This window comes from Nonomuraea jiangxiensis (assembly GCF_900099965.1).
Taxonomy (GTDB): Bacteria; Actinomycetota; Actinomycetes; order Streptosporangiales; family Streptosporangiaceae; genus Nonomuraea; species Nonomuraea jiangxiensis.
This window is the reverse complement of sequence record NZ_FNDJ01000021.1, coordinates 172,700-194,514: the sequence shown is the minus strand read 5'-3', so window position 1 is coordinate 194,514 and position 21,815 is coordinate 172,700. Positions and strand designations below refer to the sequence as shown.

Sequence of the window (21,815 nt, the reverse complement as noted above, 5' to 3'; positions counted from 1 at the left end):
GGAAGCTCGCCTTGAGATGAGGTCTCCCTCCCAGTGATGGGGTAAGGCTCCCGGTAGATGATCGGGTTGATAGGCCGGAGGTGGAAGCGCGGTAACGTGTGGAGCTGACCGGTACTAATAGGCCGAGGACTTGACCACAAAGCAGACTTTCAAGTTTTTGCTCGCGTCCACTAGGCAATTCTGAGACAGCAAACAGGCTGTTTCGGAGGGTTACGGCGGTTATGGCGGGAAGGAAACACCCGGTTACATTCCGAACCCGGAAGTTAAGCTTCTCTGCGCCGATGGTACTGCACTCGGGAGGGTGTGGGAGAGTAGGTCGCCGCCGGACAATCTTTATAGAAAGGCCCCTGACCGGATGGTCAGGGGCTTTTCTCGTTTCACCCTGTGCTCTGGGGGCGGAGGACGAAGACGCCCCAGCCCAGGTACTGGCGGCCGTACTCGAGATGTGAGCGGCGGGCGCGGGAGAGGAAGTCGCGCATAGCCGGGGCATCGGGATCGTCCGGATTGGCGCGGAGCCAGTCGCTGATCGTCCACCACTGGCTGGCGACGTACCGGTCCCAGCTGTCCTGGTTGGCCAGGACCATTTCCAGGAGATCGAAGCCGGACTCCTCGGCGCGGTCCGCCGTGCCGGACAACGACGTGAAGGTGGCTTCCTTTATGCCGAGGGCGTCCAGGGCCTCGGCCGGCGGCGGAGACGTCCAGTAGCACTCGCCGACCAGGGCGATGCCGTTCGGCCTCAGATGCCGGCGCATCAGCGACAGCGTGCCCTGGAGGCCGTTGCCGATCCAGGTGGCGCCGATGCAGGACACAATGTCGTACGACTCCGGAGTGTCTTTGTAGGCGGCCGCGTCTGCTTCTACGAAATCGAGCCGGTCGGCCACACCGAGCTCTTCCGCGCGGGTTCTGGCGGCGGTCAGAAAGACTTTGCTGATGTCCACGCCCACGCCCTCGGTGCCGTAATCGGCGGCCCATCGGGAAAGGAGTTCGCCCTTTCCGCAGGCCAGGTCCAGGTGGCGGGAATCCGGAGCGATGCGGCAGATCTTTCCGAGCAGGTCGAGCTTGTCGTCCGTGAAGGGGTTGAGTATGCGGTGGCCGGCCTCGGCGATTTCGTGGAAGCGTAGTGACATGGTGGGAAGTCTTGCTGATCGGGTGTTTTCGGGCCAATCAATATTCGGCTTGCTTGCAGGCTCGGGGACGTTCCATGGCTTGCTAGGCTGGAGAGACCGGGCCACCCACGGGTGGCCTTCGTCGCGTAAGACCCGGGCGGGCGGCGACCAGCCTCGGTGGACCGTCGTTGTGAGTCCGCTGGGTGAGCCAACGAAATGGACCAGAAGTGAACAGAGATAACGGATCGGACGGCGGACAGCGCGGTCGCGGCGACTATGGAGACAGGCGCTCCAGCGGAGGCGGCAGGAGCGGCGGATACAACCCTCGCGGGCGAGACTCCGGTGGTGACCGTCCCTTCCGTTCCGACGACAGGTCGCGGTCCTACAACCAGGGCGACAGAGGGGCGCGGCGGGACGACGGCTATCGGAGCCGCGACGATCAAGGTTCCCGCCAAGAGGGTGGCGAGCGCCGCCCGTACCGCGATCGGGATGATCGCGCTCCCCGGCGTGAAGGCGGGTACGGCGATCAGCGCCAGGGCCGCTACGGTGACCGGGGCCCGCGCCGCGAAGGCGGATACCAGGCTGATCGGGGCCCGCGCCGTGAGGACGGCGGATACCGGGATAACCGCGGCCCTCGGCGTGAGGGTGATGATCGTGGGCCCCGCAGCGACGATCGGCCTACCTATCGAGACCGGGATGATCGGGGTCCTCGTTCTGAGGGGGGCGAGCGTCGTCCGTTCCGGGATCGGGATGACCGTGGTCCTCGGCGTGAGGGTGGCTACGGTGATCGTGGTCCCCGGCGTGAGGGCGGTTATGGTGACCGGGGTCCGCGTCGCGAAGGCGGATACCAGGCTGATCGGGGTCCGCGTCGTGAGGGTGGGTTCCGGGATGATCGGGGTCCTCGTTCTGAGGGGGGCCGGGATGATCGGGGTCCTCGTTCTGAGGGGGGCGAGCGCCGCCCGTTCCGGGATCGGGATGACCGTGGTCCTCGACGCGAGGGCGGCTACGGTGATCGTGGTCCGCGGCGTGAAGGCGGCTACGGAGACCGTGGTCCTCGGCGTGAGGGCGGCGGGTTCGGTGATCGGGGTCCGCGTCGTGAAGGCGGCTATGGAGATCGGGGTCCGCGTCCTGAGGGGGGCGAGCGTCGCCCGTTCCGGGATCGGGATGACCGGGGTCCTCGGCGTGAGGGTGGCTACGGTGATCGTGGTCCCCGGCGCGAGGGTGGTTATGGTGCCCGGCGTGAGGGCGGCGGCTTCGGTGACCGGGGTCCGCGTCGTGAGGGTGGGTTCCGGGATGATCGGGGTCCGCGTTCTGAGGGGGGCGAGCGTCGCCCGTTCCGGGATCGGGATGACCGTGGCCCTCGACGCGAGGGCGGCTACGGTGATCGGCGTGAGGGCGGTCAGCGCGATGCCCGGCCGTTCTCGCGGGATGACCGGGATGGGGACTCCGCTGCGGGGACCCGGGCCCGGTACGGCAGGTCCGACCGGGAGGCTGAGGCTGCTCCGCGCGAGAAGCTGCCGGAGGTCGCACCCGACATCACCGCCGAGGAACTCGACAAGGAAGTCCTTGAGGAGCTGCGTTCCCTCCCCGGCGATCTCGCCGACCTCGTGGGCCGGCACCTGGTGGCCGCCGAGCGCGCGCTTGAGGACGACGACGCCGACCGGGCGCATGAGCACACGAAGGTGGCGCGCAGGTTCGCGGCACGCATCGGTGTCGTACGCGAGGCCGCGGGCATCGTCGCCTATCGTGCCGGGCATTTCTCGGAGGCGCTGAGCGACCTGCGGGCGGCCAGGAGGATGACGGGTTCGGAGGCGTACCTGCCGGTCATGGCCGACTGTGAACGCGGGCTCGGCCGTCCGGAGCGGGCCATCGACCTCGTACGTTCGCCAGAGGCCGAACGCCTCGACCGAGCCGGACGCATCGAGCTGACCATCGTCGAGTCCGGCGCCCGCCGCGACCTGGGTCAGCACGACGCCGCCGTGATCACCCTGCAGCGCCTGCCCGAACTGCGTGACCCGCAGCCCAAGCCCTGGTCGGCGCGGCTGGCGTTCGCATACGCGGACGCATTGGCCGATGCCGGGCATCAGGAGGCGGCCACGGACTGGTTCGGTAGGGCGATGGCGTTCGACGAGGATGGCGAGACGGACGCCGCCGAACGCTACGCTGAGCTCACCGGCGCGGTCATCGAGGACGTCGAGGAAGATTTCGACCTTGAGGACGATGCGGTGTCCGAGGTCGGGGAGCTCGACGAGGACGCCGATACCGAGCAGGACGCTGACGCCGCGGACGATGTGACGAACGCGACCGACGCCGAGAACCTTGGGGACGAGGAGCAGCCGGAGCAGGGCGGAAACCCGGCCGACGCTGACACCGATGCGCACGCTGACGTCGAGGCGGAGACCGAGGCCGTCGATGATGGCGAGGCCGAGGACGACGGGGACGACGACGGAGAAGGGGACGCTGACGCGGAGGCGGACGCCGAACTTGAGGACGATACCGTCGTTGACGCTGAGGCGGATGACCACACCCGTACCCAGGCCAGTGCCGATACGTCGCAGGCTCCTGACGCCGCCGCAGTCGGATTCTCGGAGGCGCCTGCCGGCCGCCAGGAGGCACCCGGTGACCAGCGGAAGGCTTCGGCGGAGCATCCCGAGGCCGTGAGCATCAATCCGGCGTTCATCGAGCCCGACTTCGGTTGGACGAGCCCGAGGAAGCCACCAAGAACAAGCCGAAGACCGACGACTGAAGGTTGACGACTGACGATCGGTGACGCTGACGCCCCGCCGTACTGCTGCTGTTGTTCTGCAGTACGGCGGGGCGTCCGTTTTGCGGCCAGAGGTGAGTGCGGACGGGCCGTCAGGGCGAGACGCGGTTGAGCCAGTGGAGAATCCCCGCGACGTTCGACGGGGCACCGCTCAACAGCTCGAACTGCTCGGCCGTGGCGTCATCGGACTTCAGCGCACTGTAACGATCCTTCGTACGATCCCTGACCATGGCGACAGCGTGGTCGAGATCCATGCCCTCCGAGTGAGCCTGCCGGGTCAGGTCCACCCAGATGCGAAGCTCCTCAGCGGACCGCTCAAGGGTCTCCTTTACGGCATCAACCGGCCCATAGTGGCTGAACAACAACCGTTGCGGCCCAAGCGCCTCAAACAGCGCGATCGAGTTCAGCGCCGTCTGCAGGTCGAAGTCCGGCGGGGGCGTCGCAGGGCGCAGATCCCCAGTCTCGGGCAGGTAGACGCCGGCCGCGTCGCCGACGTACAGGTCGCCGGTGGCGGAATCGACGAGGCCCACGTGATGCTTCGCGTGTCCGGGGGAGTAGTGGCTGCTCAGCGTACGTCCGTTGCCCAGGTCGATGGCCCCCGTGTCGCCGAGGGCGACGATGCGTTGCGCGTCGGTCGGTGACAGTTCGCCGAAGAGCGTGTCGAGCCGGTCACCCCACACCATTCGCGCGCTGGCCATAAGCCGGGACGGATCGGCCAGATGACGGGCACCCTTCTCGTGCACCACGATCTGCGCGGACGGGAAGAAGCCGGCGATGTCCCCCACCCCACCGGCGTGATCCAGATGAATATGGGTCACCACGACGGTAGCCAGATCATCAGGTCCCACGCCGAGCGAGGCGAGTGCGTCTCTCACCACAGGCGCGGAAGTCGAGGTACCGGTCTCCACCAGGCACGGTCGATCACCCAAAATCAGATAACCAGCCGTGATGCCGGTGAATCCGGCCATCTTGGTGTCGATTTCGTAGACGTCGCCGCCCAGGGCGGTGATGTTCTCCACAGGCACTCCCGACCGTTCATCCGTTGTCCCCAGAACGGCATTCCAGCCGATCCGGCCGCCCCTTCATCGTAGAGAGTGATCCCCACCAGAGCACCGATAGGAGGACGACAGTGGACCGAAACGAGGTCGTGCTGGTGGGGCGGCTGTCAGCGGCGGTCGAGGAGCGCCCGCTGCCCAACGGCGACACCGTGACGAAATGGCGCATCATCGTCCGCCGCCGCCGACACAGACGAGGAGCGGCGCTGACGGACAGCATCCCGTGCGTCACCTTCAACCCGGAGACGGCCGCCGTGCTCCGCAATCTCAAGCCCCGCGACTACATCGAGGTGACGGGGTCCTTCCGCTGCCGGGTCTTCGGCCCGCCAACGGCCAAGATCTGGAGATACGAGGTGGAAGTCAGCACCGCCCAACCAGTGGACGCCGACGTCCCCAAGCCTTCACCCGAAGCCAACCCCAAACCCTCGGCCGAAGCCAACCCTCCACAACTCAACCCACTCCCTGCCGATCCCCTCACCACTCTGATCCCACCCCAGGTCCAGTACCTGGCACCCGCCAGCTGACCCATCCCACCTCCAGCGAGCCATCCGGCCGATGGCCGATTGGGCCGATGGCCGGGAACGGGCGAATGCGCGCTGCTCATGGTGCGACTAACTGCGGGAACAGGTGATCTCGCGCCTGGGTTCGCGGGGGCGCGCCTGAGTCCGCGGGCGCTGCTCCTTGGTTGGCGGGGGCTGTCCCCGGTTTGCGGGGTGGCGCCCCCTGGTTCGGGAGGCTGTACCCGGGTTTTTGCGGCTGGTGTCCGTGGATTGGAGGGTTGTACCGCCCCGCGGCCAACTCACACGGCCAGCGCGGGAGACGTTGCCGTGGGTACGTCGGCAACGTCTGGGTTGCCGAGTGTCCTTTGGTTCGCGGGGGGGCTGTACCCAGGTTCACGGGCATTGTCCTGGGGCTTGTGGGTGGTGTCGGTGTCCCCCCCGTGGGGGGCGCAGGCTCGGACCGCGCGGGCTCCGATCATGGGTTGGGCGCTGGTGACAGCCATCACGAGCGGCCGCACGGTCGGCTAAGGTCCGCGGGCCGGAGGCCGGCAGATGGGCGTCCCACCGGTCCTCCTCGTGAGGAGCCGCGCCGCAAATCAGGACGGACCGCAGCCGCGCAGTCCGGCCTCCGCCAGCGCCCCCCGCCAGGGCGTACAGCCTTCCGCCAGGGCGTACAGCAGCAGCTCATAACATGCCGCAGTCCGCGACCCGGGTGACGGGCACGTCAGTCGGCTCCTTCAGCCGCCACGGGGCGTGTGTGATCACCTCATGGGGGACGGCGCCGGACGTGGGTTGCTGCTGGTGTTGGCTGCCTGCCCGAACCGTGCGGGCGGCTGGCTGCGAGAACTGGATGGCTGCCTGCGGGGACCGTGCAGCTGGCTCCGTGGGCCGGATCCTCGTCGGACGCGGTTGACCGCTGGCGGACATACATTCCGGCGGCCTTGGCGTGGCTGGGTGCTGGTGGGGCTGTGGCATGGCGCCCGGCATGTTGCGACGGGCATGGCGTGCCGGACGTGGCGTGCCGGACGTGGCGTGCCGGACGTGGCGTGCCGGGCATGGCGCGCCGGACGTGGCACGCCGGGGCTGGGCGGGCTTGTGGGGTGGTGGGTTAGTCGATGGCGAATGTGCGCAGGACCAGGCCGGTCCTTGGCTTGGGGCCGAAGGAGGTGGACTTGCGGGGGACACGTTCGCCGCTCGCGGCGACGGCCAGGACATCGTCGACTGCCAGCGGCTGGAGGATCACAGCGGTGCCGCCGGTGCGGATGGCCAGGCTCAGCGCCGCGTCCGTGTCGTGGTGGACGATGCGTACGCTCTGCTCGTCGTCGCGCATGCCCCACACCACGGGGAGGACGAACTCCGCGAGAACGGAGGTGTTCAGGGAGTTCCACCGATCGGAGTGGTCGGTCGGCATGGCACGGGCGAGTTGGACCGGGTCGGGGTCGGTGAGCAGGTGTGTTCCGGTTGCGCCGGCGAGCAGGAAGGAGGGGTTCGTGGCTGCTTCCAACGCTGCCAAGCCCTGAGCCAGGTTGTCGTAGTCGTGCACACGCCATGAGTTCCTGGCTTTGGCGACTGCCTCAGCCAGGGGCAGGCCGGGGATCACGCGGTGGATGGCCTGCAAGTTGGGTGGATATGCGGAGGAGTCGACGAGCAGGGCCAATCCGAAGTCCCACGGCCCCGTCGTGGGCTCTGGTGTCTTGGGCCCTTGGGTTGCGGGCTCCGGTGTTTCGGGCTTCGGGGCTTGGGGCTCTTGGGTTGTGAGCTCTGGTGTCTCGGGCTTCAGGGTCTCAGGCACCAGTCCCTCGGGCGCTGGTGTCTCGGGCTCCGTCCCCCCGAAAGTCGGGTGGGCCTGGCCGGGCTGCGCGATGGGAGTCGGGCCTGATTGGCCCGGCTGTGTTCGGCCAGGGTGTTCGGGGTGTGCTGTTAGGGGTGGCTGGGGCTTTTGGGTCGCGGCCGGGTGGGCTTGGGGCTGGTCTGCGGATGCGGTGGTGGGGGGAAATTCTGGTGTTGATGGGGGTTGGGGGGTCTTGTGGTGGGTGGCGTGTTCTTGGCGTTGGAGGACGCGGTATGTGGCGTACCTGTGGTGGCCGTCGGCGATCAGTGCTTGGCGGGGGTGGAGGTCGGCGTTTATGGCGGCGATCTCCGTCGCGTCCGTGATCGCCCATAGGCGGTGGGTGAGGCCGTCTTCCGTATGGGCGGACACGAGGGGCTGTCGCTTCATGGCCACGTCGTCCACCAGGCTCGTGGTGGTGCCGTTCTCGCCGTTGTAGAGGAGGAAGATGGGCTCCAGGTTGGCCTGGGTGGTGCTCATGAGGGCGAGCCGGTCGGCGATGGGGCCGGGCACGACGTCCTCGTGGGGCAGGATGATGTGCTGCGCCGGGTCGGCCAGGGCCACGTCGCCGATCAAGCCTCGTTGCAGCATGTTCGGTCCGCTCTGCTCGTACACGTAGAGCGCCGGCACGTCGTCCGCGACCAGCACGCCCGAGTCCAGCCATGCCCGCAGGGTGTCTCTGGCCTCCGCATATCGGCCCTCGATGGGTGTCGGGGGTTCGGCTGGTGGAGGAGGGGTGAGCTCCGGTGGCGTGGGTGCCAGGGCGGGGGCGCTCGGGTGCGGCTCGACGGTCGTCTGGGGAGTGGGCCGGGCGGTGGCGGTGGTGCCTGAAGGGGTCTGGGGAGTGGGCCGGGCGGTGGCGGTGGTGCCTGAAGGGGCCTGGGGAGTGGAAGTGGCCGGTTGCGTGCGGGGGGCGCAGGGAAGGATGAGGCGGACGACGTTGTTCGGATGAGAGTCCAGGAGGGCGTCCACACCAGCGTCGGAGATCAGGTCGTATGGTGGGGAGGTCACCTTGGCGGGATCTTCGACAGCGAAACGTACGCCTCGGAAGGGCTGGAGCACCAGGCCGTCCGGTACCGGCAGTTCAGGAGTCCCCATACCGGGCATGCTCCCACAAATGCTTGCCCCCACTGGAAACCGCCCCGGGTGGTTGCAGGTGCGACCGATGCCGCAGGTGGGTGGGACGGGTCCGTCATTCAGCGATGAAGGAGTCCGCACGCATGGATCAAGATGCAAACGCTCATGATGAGTCCTCGGGTGCTCCGAGGGGTGGCGTTTACGACTGGTATCAGCGTGGGGTGAGGTTGCTGAAGGAGGGCAGTCCTGCGGCTGCCGCCGCATTGCTTGAGCGGGCCGCCGCGGCAGAGCCCGAGTCACGCAGCATTCTGGAGGCGTTGGCTCGGGCACAGTTCAATTCCCGGCAGTACGCCGAGGCGGCGGCCAGTTTCCGGCAGATCGTGGATGCCAATCCCGCTGAGGATTATGCCTACTTCGGGCTGGGGTTGTCGTTGTGGCGTACTGGGGATGTGGAGGGGGCGCAGGAGCCGTTGGCGATCGCGGTGGCCATGCGGCCGGACGAGCGGCATTATGTGTCGGCGTTGAAGAGTGTTCGTGCTACGTTGCGGGCTCGCCGGGAAATGTAGGCGCAGGACGCCCGCTATTGGTTTTGTTTGTTGTGGTCATGTTTTCCGGCGGGGTGGATGTGGCTCGCGGGGTCCGCACTGGGCTCGGTTCTTCTGGGATGGATCGGCGGGTTGGTGTGGAAGTCTGATCTGACCCGCTGGTGGGCCATGCGTTTGTATCTCGTTGCTCTGGTGTGCGGGCTGCGCGCGCTTCTGATGCGAACATCTCATCGAACGTCCAAGAAACGTGTAGAGGGCATTGGGCGGACGCAGTGCCGAGTGGGCGTGGGGGTGCTGGTCAAGGGATGGGCCGGGGGAGTCGAAGGCGAAAGGTTGTGTTGGGCATTCAGGGTGGTGGAGGGGAGGGTGTGTGTAGGGGTGGTGGTCAGGCGTTGTGGCTGGTGGCGTTTGCGGTGAGGGCGGTGCCTTCGACGCTTCACCCGGCTTGGGCTGGACGCTTCGCTCAGCTATTCGTGCTTGGTGGGCGGCTTCGCGTTGGTGCGTAGGGGCTGTGCGCGTGCCGGCTCAAGGTGGGCTCGGCTGTCGTTGCGTGGTCGGTGGGGTTGTATGGGGCGGGACAGGTCGGCGCGCTCTTGGGGATGAGGGAAATATGGTGACATGGGATCCCTGCTGTAAGTGAGATACGAGGGCGACGTTAAAGTCTCACGCGGCGTAGGAGTCGAACGGGAAGAGGCGCTGTGCTGATCGACGGGTATGACACCCTGCTGCTCGACCTCGACGGCGTGGTCTATCTGGGCAGCCGTGCCGTGCCGGGGGCACCGGAGGCTTTGGAGGCGGCTCAGCGGCACGGGGTGCGGCTGGCGTACGTGACCAACAACTCCTCCCGGACGCCCGCCGCGATCGCCGCTCACCTGCGTGAGCTCGGGGCGCCCGCCACCGTCGCCGATGTGGTGACCTCGGCGCAGGCGGCGGCCCGGCTGCTCGCGGAGCGGGTGCCGCCTGGTTCGAACGTGCTGGTCGTCGGCGGGTCCGGGCTGCGGCTGGCGATGCGGGATCGAGGGCTTCGGCCGGTCACGACGGCCGCCGAGTCGCCTGTCGCGGTGGTACAGGGGATCGCTCCGGGGCTGTCGTACGGGCTGCTGGCGGAAGGGGCGCTGGCGGTGCGGCAGGGGGCGTTGTTCGTGGCGTCCAACGCGGACACCACGATGCCCATGCAGCGGGGGATCGTACCGGGGAACGGGGCGATGGTCCGGGTGATCGCCACGGCTACCGGGGTTGAGCCGGTTTATGCGGGTAAGCCTGATCCGCCGTTGCACCGGGAGTCGATGATCCGTACCGGGGCTCGGCGGCCGCTGGTCGTGGGGGATCGGCTGGACACCGACATTGAAGGGGCCTCCAACGCGGGGGTGGAGAGCCTGCTGGTGTTGACGGGGGTGGCCACGCCGGTAGATGTGCTGACGGCCGATCCTCGGCACCGGCCCACGTATGTCGGGGAGGACCTGGGCGCGCTGCTGCAGGACTATCCCGAGGTGCGGGACGGCGCCTGCGGGGGGTGGCAGGCCCGGTGGACGGACGGGGTGCTGCGGTTGGAGGGGGACGGCAGCCGGATCGACGGCTTGCGGGCCGCCTGCGACGCCGCCTGGGCGGCGGCCGGAGAGGGGCAGTTGGAGGAGGACGCCGTCAAGCCGGTGCTCGACCGTGTGGGATAGCGGTTTGGGATTAGCAGTGCCGGAATGTGGGGCCGGATGGGCCTGGGGGTAGGGCGTTGGTGGCGACTACCGTGCTCGGGGGTTCGCGGCCCGCTGGGGTGGCGGGTTCGCGTCTGGATGCCTGGTTGAGTTCGGGGCTCGCTGTGATGGTGGTATTTCGGTGTTGGCTTGCGTCTCGCTGGGGTGGTTGAACGGCCATATTTCAGGTGATCGGACTGTTGGGGTCGGTGGGGCCTTGTGTGCGACACGAACCCGATGATCGCGAAGAACGTGCCGTGTGAGGGCACCGCGCACGCCAGCGCCATCCCGGCGGCCGTGAGTGCCAGCGTCAGCAGCGCGGACACCACCAGGATGGTCGGCACCCCGAGCGGGCCCGCGGCGGGGCGTACGCCCAGGAGGTGGGCCACCAGCAGGATCACCAGGACCTGCGCCGAGTTCATGCCCACCTGGAAGACGAACCGGGACACGATCACCGAGCTGCGCCTGATCGGCATGCTGAGCGGCTTGTCGAGGTAGCCGCTCTCCTTGTCGAACAGCAGTGGCATCGCAGCCGTCACCCCGTTGCCGACCACGGTGAAGGCGATGATGCCGGGCACCGCGAAGGCGATGTAGTCGTCCGTACCGACGACCCGGGTGTCGACCGCGCCGCCCAGCGCCCCGGCGAAGAACACCAGCCACACGGCCGGCTGGAGCACACTGAACAGCAGGTTCAGGCGCTCCCGCAGCACTATGAGCAGCCAGCGCCGGGACAGCGCCGGCACCTCCTGGGACCACATCACGCGATCTCCTCCTCTCGCAGCGCGTGCCCGGTGTGCTGGAGGAACACCTCGTCGAGCGAGGACGCGCCGAGCGCCGCCTTGAGCTCCGCGGGGGTCCCGCCGGCGACCTGCCGCCCGTGGTCGACGATGGTCAGCCGGTCGCACAGACGGTCGGCCTCGTCCATGTAATTGGTGGCCAGCAGCACGGTCATTCCCTCGACGCAGAGCGAGCGGATGTGCTCCCACATGTGGTGGCGCGAGCGTACGTCCAGGCCCAGGGTCGGCTCGTCGAGGATCAGCAACTCGGGCCGGTGCAGCAGCCCGCACGCCAGGTCGAGGCGCGCTTCCGCATGCCGCCCGAGTATTCCTGTACGAGCCGGTCGGCGCTCTCCGACAGCCCCACCCGCTCCAGCATCTCGCCGACCCTGGCCTTCAGGCCCCGTTTCGTACGTGGTAGAGGGCGGCCTCGATCTCGGCCTTCTCCCGGCCGGTCAGCATGTAGGAGCCCATGGTCGAGACCTGCTGGGTGACGTATCCGATGTGCCGGCGTACCTCTCCGGCCGCCCGCACCACGTCGAACCCGCACACCCGCGCGCTGCCCCCGCTCGGCGGCAGCAGCGTGGACAGCATCCTGATGGTGGTCGTCTTGCCTGCCCCATTGGGGCCGAGCAGGCCGAAGACCTCACCGGCCCGGACCGCCAGGGCCAGGCCGTTCACGGCGAGCCGGTCGCCGTAGGTACGGCTGAGAGCCGTGGTGTCGATGATCAGACCCATTGTTCGCCTATCGCTTAATAGTTAACGAACTCATTAAATGGCGTGGCGATTAACGGGTCAACGGTGGTTCAGATCAGTTTGCGCAGTCGCAGCAGGTCGCCGAAGCTCGCGTCGATCTTCACTCGTCCTCCGAGCAGTGCCCGCGCCAGCTCAAGCTTGCCGTCGACCAGCGCGACCAGATCGTCGCTCGCGATCGTGAGCTTGACGTCGGCCGCCTTCCCGTCCGGCGGCGGCAGCTCCGTGAACGGGTCGAGCCCCCCATGGTGCAGCCGGCCGTAGAAGGTCACGTCGAGGTCGGGAACCCGGCAGCTGACCGTGCGCTCCACCACGTGCTTGGCCCGGTCCTCCTCGCCGACCTCGTCGAACTGGGCGACGAGCTTGACCAGTGCCGCCCGGCACTCCTCGACGCTTGCCATGATGCGCATCCTTTCTTTCTCTTTGCGGACGGTAGCGTTCCACATCAGTAGCACCCCCGTATGACCTTCAACGCGTAACACGCCTGCCAAGGTCCCGGGTGCTCTCCGGAGGGGTTACGGTCGAGTCATGAGTGAGCTGCCGGAGGGGACCGGCGACGAGGGGGTCGATGCCATCGTGGCCGGTCTCGGCCGACTGGGCGAGCTGCCCGTGGCCGAGCACGTGGCGGTTTTCGACGAGGCGTTCTCGGGGCTCGAAGCCGCACTCGAACAGACCCCGCTCGAAAACGCCACACCCGGACACCCCACGCCCGGACACCCCAAGCCCGGTCCTGCCATGCCTGGGCCGCCAAGGCCCGGGCCACCCGTGCCCGGACGGACCCCGGAGGGTCCGGGGCAGCCCCCCGCGCAGGCCGTGGGACGCCCGTGAGCCGCAGGATACGCCTCGACAGCGAGTTGGTGCGGCGCGGACTGGCCCGGTCGCGGGAGCAGGCCGCCCAGCTCATCGACGCCGGCCGGGTCACCGTCGGGGGCCAGCGGGCGCACAAGTCCGCCACCCAGGTCGACACCGCCGCCGCCATCGTCGTCGCCGACGGCGACGGGCCCGACTACGTTTCGCGCGGAGCGCACAAACTGCTCGGCGCGCTCGACACGTTCGAGCGGCTGACCGTGGCGGGCCGGCGCTGCCTCGACGCCGGCGCCTCCACCGGCGGGTTCACCGACGTGCTGCTGCGCCGCGGCGCCGCCCACGTGCTCGCCGTGGACGTCGGCTACGGCCAGCTCGCCTGGTCGCTGCGCACCGACGAGCGCGTGACGGTCATGGAACGCGTCAACGTACGCGACCTCACGCCGGACATGGTCGGCGAGCCGCCCACGCTGGTGGTGGGCGATCTGTCGTTCATCTCGCTGCGGCTCGTGCTGCCCGCCCTGGCCGCGGTCGCCGCGGCCAGAGCCGACTTCGTGCTGCTCGTGAAACCGCAGTTCGAGGTGGGCAAGGAGCTCGTGGGCGCGGGCGGCGTGGTGCGCGACCCCGAGCTGCGCGCACGGTCCGTGGGCGCGGCCGCCGCCAAGGCGCGGGAGCTGGGCCTGGCCGTACGCGGGGTGACCGCCAGCCCGCTGCCTGGACCGTCGGGAAATGTGGAATATCTACTCTGGCTGGGCAAGGGAGAGGGCGAGCCCCCGGTCGCCGACCTCGAAGCCGAGATCCAGCGTGCCGTCGCGGAAGGGCCGCAATGAACCGGACCGTTCTGGTCGCCGTACACACCGGGCGTGACGCCGCCGTCGAGAGCGCCCGCCTGGTGATCAACCGGCTGGTCGATGCCGGCATCAACGTCAGGGTGCTGGAAACCGAGGCCGGCGAGATCGGCTGCGCCGGCGCCGACGCGGTGCCCGGCGACCCGGGCGCGGCCAAGGACGCCGAGGTCATGCTGGTGCTCGGCGGCGACGGGTCACTGCTGCGGGCCGCCGAGCTGGCCAAGCCCGCGGGCACGCCGCTGCTGGCGGTCAACCTCGGGCACGTCGGGTTCCTGGCCGAGGCCGAGGTCGCCGACCTGGCGGCGGCGGTCGACAGCATCGTCGCGGGCCGCTACGACGTCGAGGAGCGCATGACGATCGATGTTCTCGCCCGGCAGAACGGGCGGGTGCTCGCCGACACGTGGGCGCTCAACGAGGTCACCGTGGAGAAGCAGGAGCGCATGCTGGAGGTGGTCGCCGAGATCGACGGCCGGCCGCTGTCCCGGTGGGGGTGCGACGGCGTGATCTGCGCCACCCCGACGGGTTCGACCGCCTATGCGTTCTCCGCCGGCGGCCCCGTCGTGTGGCCGGAGGTCGAGGCGCTGCTCATGGTGCCCATCAGCGCGCACGCGCTGTTCGCCCGGCCGATGGTGGTCTCGCCGCGCTCCACGCTGGCCGTGGAGATCCTGCCCGACACGCCGGGTGGTGTCCTGTGGTGCGACGGCCGCCGCCGCTTCGAGCTGCCCTCGGGCTCCCGGGTCGAGGTTCGCAGGGGCGCCGAGCCGGTACGCCTGGCGCGCCTGCACGGCGTGGAGAGCACGGGAGCGCCCTTCACGGATCGGCTGGTGGCCAAGTTCGAGCTTCCCGTGCAGGGGTGGCGCGGAAGGGTGCGACCCTGAGTCAATGGAGGGGAGAACGCGTAGGATCACCTGGGCGCAGGTGTTCGGAAAACGATCCGTGTGACCATAGGACACGGCAGTGAACGGGAGTGGGCAGTGCGACCAAGGGTCGAGGAGGTCCGCATCCAGGGGCTCGGCGTCATCGACGAGGCCGTCCTCGAGCTTTCGCCGGGCTTCAACGTGGTCACCGGCGAGACCGGAGCGGGCAAGACGATGGTCGTCACCGGGCTCGGATTGCTGTTCGGCGGCCGGGCCGATCCCTCGCGCGTCAGGCCGGGGGCCGACCGGGCGGCCGTCGAGGGCACGCTGGTCATCGAGCCGGGCGGGCGCGTCTCCCAGCAGGTCGAGGACATCGGCGGCGAGATCGAGGACGGCGAGCTGATCATCTCGCGTACGGTCTCGGCCGAGGGCAGGTCCAGGGCCTGGCTCGGCGGGCGCACGGTGCCCGTCGGCACCCTGACCTACCTGGCCGACGACCTGGTGGCGGTGCACGGGCAGATGGACCAGCAGCGGCTGCTGCAGCCGGCCAGGCAGCGCGCGGCGCTCGACAGATATGCCGGCAACGACCTGGTCAAACCGCTGCGGGCATACTCACAGGCGTACAAGCGGCACAAGCAGGTCGGCGCGTTGCTCGACGAGCTGACCACCAAGGCCAGGGAGCGCTCGCAGGAGGCCGACCATCTGCGCTTCGGGCTGGAGGAGATCGAGAAGGTCGACCCCAAGGCCGGCGAGGACGCCGAGCTGCGCGAGGAGGAGGAGCGGCTCTCGCACGCCGACGCCCTGCGCAGCGCCGCGACCAGCGCGCACACGGCGCTGCTCGGCGACCCGATGGAGGCGGCCGGCAGCCCGCACGACGTGATCTCCCTGCTCGGCGAGGCGCGGGCGGCCGTGGAGACCGTGCGCGACTTCGACCCGCAGCTCGCCGGGGTGGCCGACCGGCTGGCCGAGGCCGGCTATCTGATCTCCGACGTGGCCACGGACCTGGCGGCCTACGCCGAGTCGATCGAGGCCGACCCCGCCCGGCTGGGCGTGGTGCAGGAGCGTCGCTCGGTGCTGTCCGGGCTGATCAGGAAATACGCGGAAGACAGCGCCGGTGTGCTGGCCTGGGCGCAGCAGGCCGCGGCCCGCCTGTCCGAGCTCGAAGGCGACGACGAACGCATCGAAGAGCTGACCCGCGAGCACGAGGAGCTGACCGTCCGGCTCACCGAGCTGGCCGGCAAGCTCACCGCGGTGCGCGAGGCCGCCGCAGAGCGGTTCGGTCAGGCCGTGACCGAGGAGCTGACGGCCCTGGCCATGCCGCACGCCCGGGTCGTGGTGCAGCTCACCCGCAGCGCGGAGTTCGGCCCGGAGGGCGTCGACGAGGTGGAATTGCGCATGGCCGCGCATCCCGCCGCGCCGCCGCTGCCGCTCAACAAGGGGGCCTCCGGCGGCGAGCTGAGCCGGGTGATGCTCGCGATCGAGGTGGTGTTCGCCGGCGCGGATCCGGTGCCGACCTTCGTCTTCGACGAGGTGGACGCGGGTGTCGGCGGTAAGGCGGCGGTCGAGATCGGGCGCCGGCTCGCCCGGCTGGCCCGCACCGCGCAGGTGATCGTGGTCACCCACCTGCCGCAGGTCGCGGCGTTCGCCGACCAGCATCTGGTGGTCGAGAAGGCGAGCGACGGCAGCGTGGTGCGCAGCGGCGTCGTCACCCTCAACCACGAGGGACGTGTACGCGAGCTCTCCCGCATGCTGGCCGGGCTGGAGGACTCCGAGCTGGGCCGCGCCCACGCGGAAGAACTGCTCGGGCTGGCCGCCGCGGACAGGTGATCCTGAGTGACATAGCGGACACGCCGCGTCATGCGTGGCCCTTGCGCTGTTTCGCTCTGGCAGGATGGTCTTGATGAAGGTTCCGGGAAGCAGGATGCCGGGCCTCCGCGGACGGAAGGTCGGTGACCTTCCCGGTGTAACGGCAGTGGCGAGAATCGACCGGCGCACGAAGAGGCTGACCAAACGTCTCCAGCCGGGTGAGATAGCGATCATCGACCACGTTGACGTAGACCGGGTGAGCGCGGAGGCACTTGTCGCGTGCGGAGCGGCGGCCGTGGTCAACGTGGCCTGCGGCATCAGCGGGCGCTATCCCAATCTGGGACCACAGATTCTGCTGGACGCCGGTGTGCCGTTCGTCGACAACGCCAGCCAGGAGCTGTTCGAGCGGGTCAAGGACGGCGACGTCGTCCGGGTCAACGACGGGATCGTCTATCTCGACGACGACATCGTCGGCAAGGGCGACCCGCAGACCGCCGAGGCCGTCGAGGCGGCCATGGCCGAGGCCCGCGCCGGGCTCGCCGTCCAGATCGAGGCCTTCGCCGTCAACACCATGGAATACGTACGTGGTGAGGGACGGCTGCTCATCGACGGCGTCGGGGTGCCGGAGATCCGCACTTCCATGGAGGGCCGGCACGCCCTCATCGTGGTGCGGGGATATCACTACAAGGAAGACATCGCCACCCTGCGCCCCTACATTCGCGAATACCGTCCCGTCCTCATCGGCGTCGATGGCGGGGCCGACGCTCTGCTGGAGGCGGGCTATCTGCCCGACGTGATCGTGGGTGACTTCGACTCGGTCTCCACCAAGGCTCTGACCTGCGGCGCCGAGCTCGTCGTACACGCCTACCGCGACGGCAGGGCGCCCGGGCTGGAGCGGGTGCACCAGCTCGGCCGCGAAGCGGTGATCTTCCCGGCCACCGGCACCAGCGAGGACATCGCGATGATCCTCGCCGACGACAAGGGCGCCGAGCTGATCGTCGCCGTCGGCACCCACGGCACGCTGGAGGAGTTCCTCGACAAGGGCCGCTCCGGCATGGCCAGCACCTTCCTCACCCGGTTGATCATCGGCAGCAAGCTCGTCGATGCCAAGGGTGTGAGCAGGCTCTACCGCAGTCGCATCTCCACGCCGCAGCTCCTGTTGCTCGTGATCACCGCGCTGATCACGATGGGTGTCGCGCTGATCTCCTCGGACATCGGCCGCACCTGGCTCAACGGCCTGCAAGACGTCTGGAATGCGTTCATCTTCTGGTTGGTCGGACTCTTCTCGTGATCGATTTCCGCTATCACCTCGTATCCATCGTCGCCATCTTCCTGGCGCTGGCGGTGGGCATCGTCCTCGGCACCACACTGCTCCAGGAGCCCGCCATCGAGCTGGCCAGACGGACCAGCGACGAGCTGACCAACGCCAACAACGACCTGCGGTCCGAGCTCGACACCCTGCGCGGCAGGGAGGCGGGCAACGACGCGTTCGTCACGGCCTCCACGCCGGAGATGGTGGCCAACGCGCTGACCGGGCAGCGCGTCCTGCTGGTCGAGGCCCCAGGCGCCAGCAGCACCGTCCGCGAGGCGGCGCAGCAGACGCTCACCGAGGCGGGCGCGGAGATCGCCGGGCGCGTCACGTTCACCGACAAGTTCCTCGACCCCAAGGGCACGGGCGTCGTCGACGGCCTGGTCAGCCAGCTCAAACCGGCCAACATGATGTTCCCTGTCACCTCCACCGCCTGGGACAGGGCCGCCACGCTGCTCGCGGCCACCTACGTCACCAACGACCAGGCTCAGGCGGGCACGCCCAACGCCACCACCGCCGACGTCACCGGCGCCTTCGAGACCGGCGGCCTGCTGAGCACCGAGGGGGAGCCCGCCAAGCGGTCCACCCTCGCCGTGATGATCGCGCCGGAGCGGCCCTACGACGGTGAGACCGCCGAGACCCAGGCGGGCGCGCTCGCCTCGCTGGCCGACGGCTTCGACATCGGCAGCAAGGGCACGGTGCTCGCGGGCGCCGTTCCCCTGACCGCCTCTCCCGGCGACGTGATCAGCGTCGTGCGCGACGACGGAGACATCTCCAAGCGGGTCTCCACCGTCGATACGCTCGATATGCCCATGGGCCGCGTCGCCACCGTCTACGCTCTGCGGGAACAACTCGACGGGCGGGCCGGCCAGTACGGCATCGGCAAGGGAGCCTCTCTGATCGCTCCCGCGGTGACGACCGCCACCCCGTCCCCCACCACCCAGTCAGGGAGCTGACATGCCTGCCCGAGGCCTGCTCTACGCCCTCGCCGGTGCCGCGATCGGCGCCGCGGCCGCCCGTGCCGCCTACGCCGCGTTCACCCGCAACCGGCCCGCCGAACTGAGCGGCCGCTGGACCCGCAAGAACCACCGCGGAGAGCCCATCACGCTGCTGGAAGGGCCCGCGTTCGTGGCCGGCGCCGGGGCCGCCGCCGCGCTCACGCCCGGCCTGCCCGGCCGGTTGCGCCTGGCCACCCTGGTCGCGGGCGCCGGCACCGGCGCGCTCGGCGCGTACGACGACCTATACGGCACCACCTCGGCCAAGGGCTTCAAGGGGCACCTGACCGCGCTCACCCGTGGCGAGGTCACCAGCGGCGCGGTGAAGATCCTCGGGATCGGCGCGACCGGGCTCGTCACCGCCGCGCTCGTCTCCCGGGGGCCGGCCGACACGTTGGTCAACGGGGCCACCATCGCCGGGGCCGCCAACCTCGCCAACCTCTTCGACCTGCGTCCCGGCCGTGCCATCAAGGTGGGCCTGCTCACCGGCGGGCCGCTGCTGGCCGCGTCGATCTTCCGGGGGTCGCCGGCCGCGGCCGCGCTGGCCGCCGTACCGCTGGGGGCCGCGGCGGCCCTGCTGCCCGAGGATCTCGGGGAGCGCGCCATGCTCGGCGACGCCGGCGCCAACGCCCTCGGCGCGCTGCTCGGGCTCGCCGCCGTCACCCAGCTGGGCCGCCCCGGCCGCTACGCCGTGCTGGGCACCGTCGTGGCGCTGACGGCCGCCGCGGAGAAGGTCAGCTTCACCAAGGTCATCGCCGGCAACCCGGTGCTCAATCGCCTCGACATGCTCGGCCGCCGCCCGGTCGACTAGTGCCGTCGCCTGGCAGGCGTTTCCGTCCCACGCCTGGTCGACCAGTGCCGTGGCCAGGCAGGCGTTTTCGTTCCGCGCCTGGTCGACCAGTGCCGTGGCCAGGCAGGCGTTTTCGTTCCGCGCCTGGTCGACTCGTGCCGTCATCTGGCAGGCGTTTGCGTCCGACGCCTCGGTCGCGACTGTCGGTGCTGCCTGCCAGGATGTCTGCGTAAGCGTGGTCGGGTGCGTTGCCGGGGAGGTCGGGTGGGGGTCGTGACGACGAGGGGTGTCGCCGCCGGCGCCATGCTCATCGGGGCGATCACCGTGCTGGCGCGCATCGCCGGCTTCGCCAAGCAGTACGCCTTCGCCCAGACGGTCGGCACCAACTGCCTGTCCACGGCCTACATGACGGCCAACCAGCTGCCCAACATCGTGTTCGAGGTGGTGGTCGGCGGGGCCCTGGCGGGGATGGTGGTTCCCGTGCTGGCCGGGCGGTCGGCGGCCGGGGACGCCGACGTGCCGGACGAGCGGGCGGGGCGGATCAGCTCGGCGCTGCTGACCTGGGTGGTCGTCATCCTGGTGCCGCTGGCCGTGCTCACCGCGCTGTTCGCCGGGCCGGTCATCGGGCTGTTCTTCGGCACGGCCATCGACCGGTGTCCCGACGCCGCCGCGGTGACGGCGGTCGCCGCCCGCATGCTGGTCGTCTTCGCCCCGCAGATCCCCCTTTACGGCGTCGCCGTCGTGCTCTACGGCGTACTGCAGGCGCACAAGCGCTTCGCCGGGCCGGCGGTCGCGCCCTTGGTGTCCAGCATCGTGGTCATCGTGGCCTACCTGCTGTTCGTGCCGCTCAGCGGCGGGGTGCACGATCCCGCCACGGTGCCGGGGCCGGCCGAGCTGGCGCTGTCGGTGGGCACCAGCCTGGGAGTGTTGTCCCTGGTGCTGGCCGTGATCGGGCCGACGTCCCGGCTCGGGTTGCGCTGGCGCCCCACCTTGCGGTTCCCCGAGGGAGTGGCCGGGCAGGTGCGCCGGCTCGCCGTGGCCGGGATGGCGGCGCTCCTGGCGCAGCAGGCCGCCATGATCGAAGTGCTGGTGCTGTCCAACAACCACATCGGCAACGGGGCCATCACCGTCTACAACTACGCGTGGGCGATCTACCTGGTGCCCTACGCGGTGCTGGCCGTACCCATCGCGACCAGCGCGTTCCCCCGGCTGTCGGCGCAGGCGGACGACCCGCCGGCGTTCTCGGCGCTCACGGCGCGCACGACGCGGGCCGTGGTGCTGGTGTCTGGGTTGGCAGCCGGGGTGCTGGCCGCCGCGTCGGGGCCGGGCGCGGTGGTGTTCCTCGGGCTGAAGAGCGAGGTGCCGGCGCAGGAGCTGGCGGCGGCCATCGCGCTGTTCGCGCCGGGGCTGGTGGGTTACGGGCTCATCGCGCATCTGAGCCGGGTGCTCTACGCGGCGGGTCGGGGCAGGCAGGCGGCCACCGGGACCGTGGTGGGATGGGTCGTGGTGATGGTCGCGCAGGCCGTGTTCGTGCTGGTGCTGCCCGACGGGTGGAAGGTCGGGGGACTGGCGTTGGGGACCAGCGTGGGCATGAGCGTGGGCGGGGGCATGCTGCTCGCGTCCGTGGTGCGGGCGCGGGGGAGCGGGGCTGTGGCGGGGCTCCTTCGGGCCGTGGGTGCCGCGGCGGGTGGAGGGGTGCTGGGATACCTGGCTGGGGCCGGGGTGGTGGGGTGGCTGGGGTTCACCGGCATCTGGCCCAACGTGGTGGCCACTGTGGTGGCCGCCGTGGTGGCGTTGGTGGTGGGGGCCGTGGTCGTGGCGCTGGTGGATCGGGAGGACGCCGGTGCGGTGGCTGGGTTGCTGCGGCGGGGCGGACCTGGGTGAGCCGCGTGCGCCGAGGGCGGTTGCGCGGTGCAGTGGTGTTGGCTGGTTGCGCCGCCGCCTGTGGTGGCGACGTTGAGTGGGTGTGGTCCCGGGTTGCGCCGCCGCTGTGGTGGTCGGGGCGGGTGGCTGCGGCGGGTTTGTGCCGCTGCTCGTGGTGGCCGGGCTGTGGGTGTGGCCTTGGTTGCGCTGCTGGCTGTGGTGGCGAGGTTGAGTGGGGGTGGTCCTGGTTTGCGGCGCCGCCTGCGGTGGCGAGGTCGAGTGGCTGCGGCCTGGCTTGCGCCGCTGCCTGTGGCGGACAGGGCGGTGGGTGTAGCCGTGGTTTGCGCCGCCGCCCACTGGGGTGGCCGAGGCGGTTGACTGTGGCCTGGTTGGCGCTGCCTCTGTAGTGGCTGGGGCGGGTTGCTTCGGCGGGTTTGTGCCGCTGCCTGTG

Annotated in this window: 19 protein-coding genes, 2 rRNA genes and 1 pseudogene; 15 read left to right on the top strand and 7 right to left on the bottom strand. The window is 69.7% G+C overall.

Translation table 11 applies throughout. The features are described from left to right. Positions 1–138, top strand: a 23S ribosomal RNA gene (locus BLS95_RS37760); the annotation flags it as partial. 73 nt (positions 139–211) lie between these two features. Further along, positions 212–328: ribosomal RNA gene (rrf, locus tag BLS95_RS37755) — 5S ribosomal RNA — on the top strand. Positions 329–377: 49 nt separating this feature from the next. Here rrf and BLS95_RS37750 read toward each other — a convergent pair. Then, the gene (locus BLS95_RS37750; RefSeq protein WP_090943050.1) at positions 378–1,127 is read right to left on the bottom strand and encodes an SAM-dependent methyltransferase; all 750 of its coding nucleotides are present in this window, start codon (positions 1,125–1,127) and stop codon (positions 378–380) included. Positions 1,128–1,595: 468 nt separating this feature from the next. Between BLS95_RS37750 and BLS95_RS58345 the strand changes: the two genes are divergently transcribed. Both BLS95_RS58345 and BLS95_RS58340 read left to right on the top strand, forming a co-directional pair. Then, a complete protein-coding gene (locus tag BLS95_RS58345) occupies positions 1,596–2,879 on the top strand; it encodes a hypothetical protein (RefSeq protein ID WP_245765523.1) in 1,284 nt (427 codons plus the stop codon). Further along, positions 2,789–3,859: a hypothetical protein gene (locus BLS95_RS58340; RefSeq protein WP_245765522.1), complete on the top strand. Its 1,071-nt coding sequence runs from the start codon at positions 2,789–2,791 to the stop codon at positions 3,857–3,859. Before BLS95_RS58345 ends, BLS95_RS58340 begins: the two co-directional genes overlap by 91 nt. Before the next feature lie 103 nt (positions 3,860–3,962). On the opposite strand, the gene BLS95_RS37740 is transcribed toward BLS95_RS58340, so the two are convergent. After that, on the bottom strand, positions 3,963–4,889 hold the full coding sequence (locus BLS95_RS37740; RefSeq protein ID WP_090943046.1) for an MBL fold metallo-hydrolase: 927 nt from the start codon (positions 4,887–4,889) through the stop codon (positions 3,963–3,965). A gap of 110 nt (positions 4,890–4,999) precedes the next feature. On the opposite strand from BLS95_RS37740, the gene BLS95_RS37735 reads away from it, so the two are divergent. Further along, a complete protein-coding gene (locus tag BLS95_RS37735; RefSeq protein ID WP_176993587.1) occupies positions 5,000–5,449 on the top strand; it encodes a single-stranded DNA-binding protein in 450 nt (149 codons plus the stop codon). A gap of 1,084 nt (positions 5,450–6,533) precedes the next feature. On the opposite strand, the gene BLS95_RS58335 is transcribed toward BLS95_RS37735, so the two are convergent. Continuing rightward, positions 6,534–8,351, bottom strand: coding sequence for a DUF1015 family protein (locus BLS95_RS58335; RefSeq protein WP_245765518.1), 1,818 nt, complete (start codon positions 8,349–8,351; stop codon positions 6,534–6,536). A 104-nt stretch (positions 8,352–8,455) separates the two neighbouring features. Between BLS95_RS58335 and BLS95_RS37720 the strand changes: the two genes are divergently transcribed. Then, positions 8,456–8,896: a tetratricopeptide repeat protein gene (locus BLS95_RS37720; protein ID WP_245765517.1), complete on the top strand. Its 441-nt coding sequence runs from the start codon at positions 8,456–8,458 to the stop codon at positions 8,894–8,896. Positions 8,897–9,573: 677 nt separating this feature from the next. Further along, complete coding sequence (locus tag BLS95_RS37715; RefSeq protein ID WP_090943041.1) at positions 9,574–10,545, top strand: HAD-IIA family hydrolase; 972 nt, start codon at positions 9,574–9,576, stop codon at positions 10,543–10,545. Between the two features lie 254 nt (positions 10,546–10,799). Here BLS95_RS37715 and BLS95_RS58330 read toward each other — a convergent pair. The 4 genes and pseudogenes from BLS95_RS58330 to BLS95_RS37700 all read right to left on the bottom strand — a co-directional run. After that, positions 10,800–11,321 (bottom strand): annotated as a pseudogene (locus BLS95_RS58330) (ABC transporter permease); the annotation flags it as partial. Further along, a complete protein-coding gene (locus BLS95_RS58325) occupies positions 11,321–11,605 on the bottom strand; it encodes an ATP-binding cassette domain-containing protein (protein ID WP_245765516.1) in 285 nt (94 codons plus the stop codon). The gene BLS95_RS58325 and the pseudogene BLS95_RS58330, both read right to left, overlap by 1 nt. 130 nt (positions 11,606–11,735) lie before the next feature. Further along, positions 11,736–12,077, bottom strand: coding sequence for an ATP-binding cassette domain-containing protein (locus tag BLS95_RS58320; RefSeq protein ID WP_245765515.1), 342 nt, complete (start codon positions 12,075–12,077; stop codon positions 11,736–11,738). Positions 12,078–12,145: 68 nt separating this feature from the next. Beyond that, positions 12,146–12,493 (bottom strand): SCP2 sterol-binding domain-containing protein, encoded by a 348-nt coding sequence (locus BLS95_RS37700; protein WP_176993586.1) that lies wholly within the window; start codon positions 12,491–12,493, stop codon positions 12,146–12,148. Between the two features lie 127 nt (positions 12,494–12,620). On the opposite strand from BLS95_RS37700, the gene BLS95_RS54630 reads away from it, so the two are divergent. From BLS95_RS54630 to murJ, 8 genes are all read left to right on the top strand, one after another. After that, entirely contained in the window at positions 12,621–12,920 is a 300-nt protein-coding gene (locus BLS95_RS54630) for a hypothetical protein (RefSeq protein ID WP_143044008.1), read from the top strand. Then, the gene (locus BLS95_RS37690; RefSeq protein ID WP_090943028.1) at positions 12,917–13,726 is read left to right on the top strand and encodes a TlyA family RNA methyltransferase; all 810 of its coding nucleotides are present in this window, start codon (positions 12,917–12,919) and stop codon (positions 13,724–13,726) included. The genes BLS95_RS54630 and BLS95_RS37690 overlap by 4 nt, the downstream gene beginning before the upstream one ends. Then, positions 13,723–14,622 carry an NAD kinase gene (locus BLS95_RS37685; RefSeq protein ID WP_090943025.1) on the top strand — a complete coding sequence of 300 codons (900 nt, stop codon included), beginning with the start codon at positions 13,723–13,725 and terminating at the stop codon, positions 14,620–14,622. The genes BLS95_RS37690 and BLS95_RS37685 overlap by 4 nt, the downstream gene beginning before the upstream one ends. A gap of 96 nt (positions 14,623–14,718) precedes the next feature. Then, positions 14,719–16,428: a DNA repair protein RecN gene (gene recN / locus BLS95_RS37680; RefSeq protein WP_090943022.1), complete on the top strand. Its 1,710-nt coding sequence runs from the start codon at positions 14,719–14,721 to the stop codon at positions 16,426–16,428. Between the two features lie 73 nt (positions 16,429–16,501). Then, entirely contained in the window at positions 16,502–17,698 is a 1,197-nt protein-coding gene (gene steA / locus BLS95_RS37675; RefSeq protein ID WP_090943019.1) for a putative cytokinetic ring protein SteA, read from the top strand. After that, the gene (locus tag BLS95_RS37670; protein WP_090943017.1) at positions 17,695–18,672 is read left to right on the top strand and encodes a copper transporter; all 978 of its coding nucleotides are present in this window, start codon (positions 17,695–17,697) and stop codon (positions 18,670–18,672) included. The genes steA and BLS95_RS37670 overlap by 4 nt, the downstream gene beginning before the upstream one ends. Position 18,673: 1 nt before the next feature. Next, positions 18,674–19,522, top strand: coding sequence for a hypothetical protein (locus BLS95_RS37665; protein WP_090943015.1), 849 nt, complete (start codon positions 18,674–18,676; stop codon positions 19,520–19,522). A 252-nt stretch (positions 19,523–19,774) separates the two neighbouring features. Next, the gene (gene murJ / locus BLS95_RS37655; RefSeq protein ID WP_245765514.1) at positions 19,775–21,385 is read left to right on the top strand and encodes a murein biosynthesis integral membrane protein MurJ; all 1,611 of its coding nucleotides are present in this window, start codon (positions 19,775–19,777) and stop codon (positions 21,383–21,385) included. The last annotated feature ends 430 nt before the right edge of the window (positions 21,386–21,815 follow it).

Excerpts from the sequence above, each read along its gene's own strand:
- BLS95_RS37750 (WP_090943050.1), bottom strand. The coding sequence starts at position 1,127 with ATGTCACTACGCTTCCACGAAATCGCCGAGGCCGGCCACCGCATACTC.
- BLS95_RS58345 (WP_245765523.1), top strand. The coding sequence starts at position 1,596 with ATGATCGCGCTCCCCGGCGTGAAGGCGGGTACGGCGATCAGCGCCAGG.
- BLS95_RS58335 (WP_245765518.1), bottom strand. The coding sequence starts at position 8,351 with ATGGGGACTCCTGAACTGCCGGTACCGGACGGCCTGGTGCTCCAGCCC.
- BLS95_RS37720 (WP_245765517.1), top strand. The coding sequence starts at position 8,456 with ATGAAGGAGTCCGCACGCATGGATCAAGATGCAAACGCTCATGATGAG.
- BLS95_RS58320 (WP_245765515.1), bottom strand. The coding sequence starts at position 12,077 with ATGGGTCTGATCATCGACACCACGGCTCTCAGCCGTACCTACGGCGAC.
- BLS95_RS37700 (WP_176993586.1), bottom strand. The coding sequence starts at position 12,493 with ATGGCAAGCGTCGAGGAGTGCCGGGCGGCACTGGTCAAGCTCGTCGCC.
- BLS95_RS54630 (WP_143044008.1), top strand. The coding sequence starts at position 12,621 with ATGAGTGAGCTGCCGGAGGGGACCGGCGACGAGGGGGTCGATGCCATC.
- BLS95_RS37685 (WP_090943025.1), top strand. The coding sequence starts at position 13,723 with ATGAACCGGACCGTTCTGGTCGCCGTACACACCGGGCGTGACGCCGCC.
- steA (WP_090943019.1), top strand. The coding sequence starts at position 16,502 with ATGAAGGTTCCGGGAAGCAGGATGCCGGGCCTCCGCGGACGGAAGGTC.
- BLS95_RS37665 (WP_090943015.1), top strand. The coding sequence starts at position 18,674 with ATGCCTGCCCGAGGCCTGCTCTACGCCCTCGCCGGTGCCGCGATCGGC.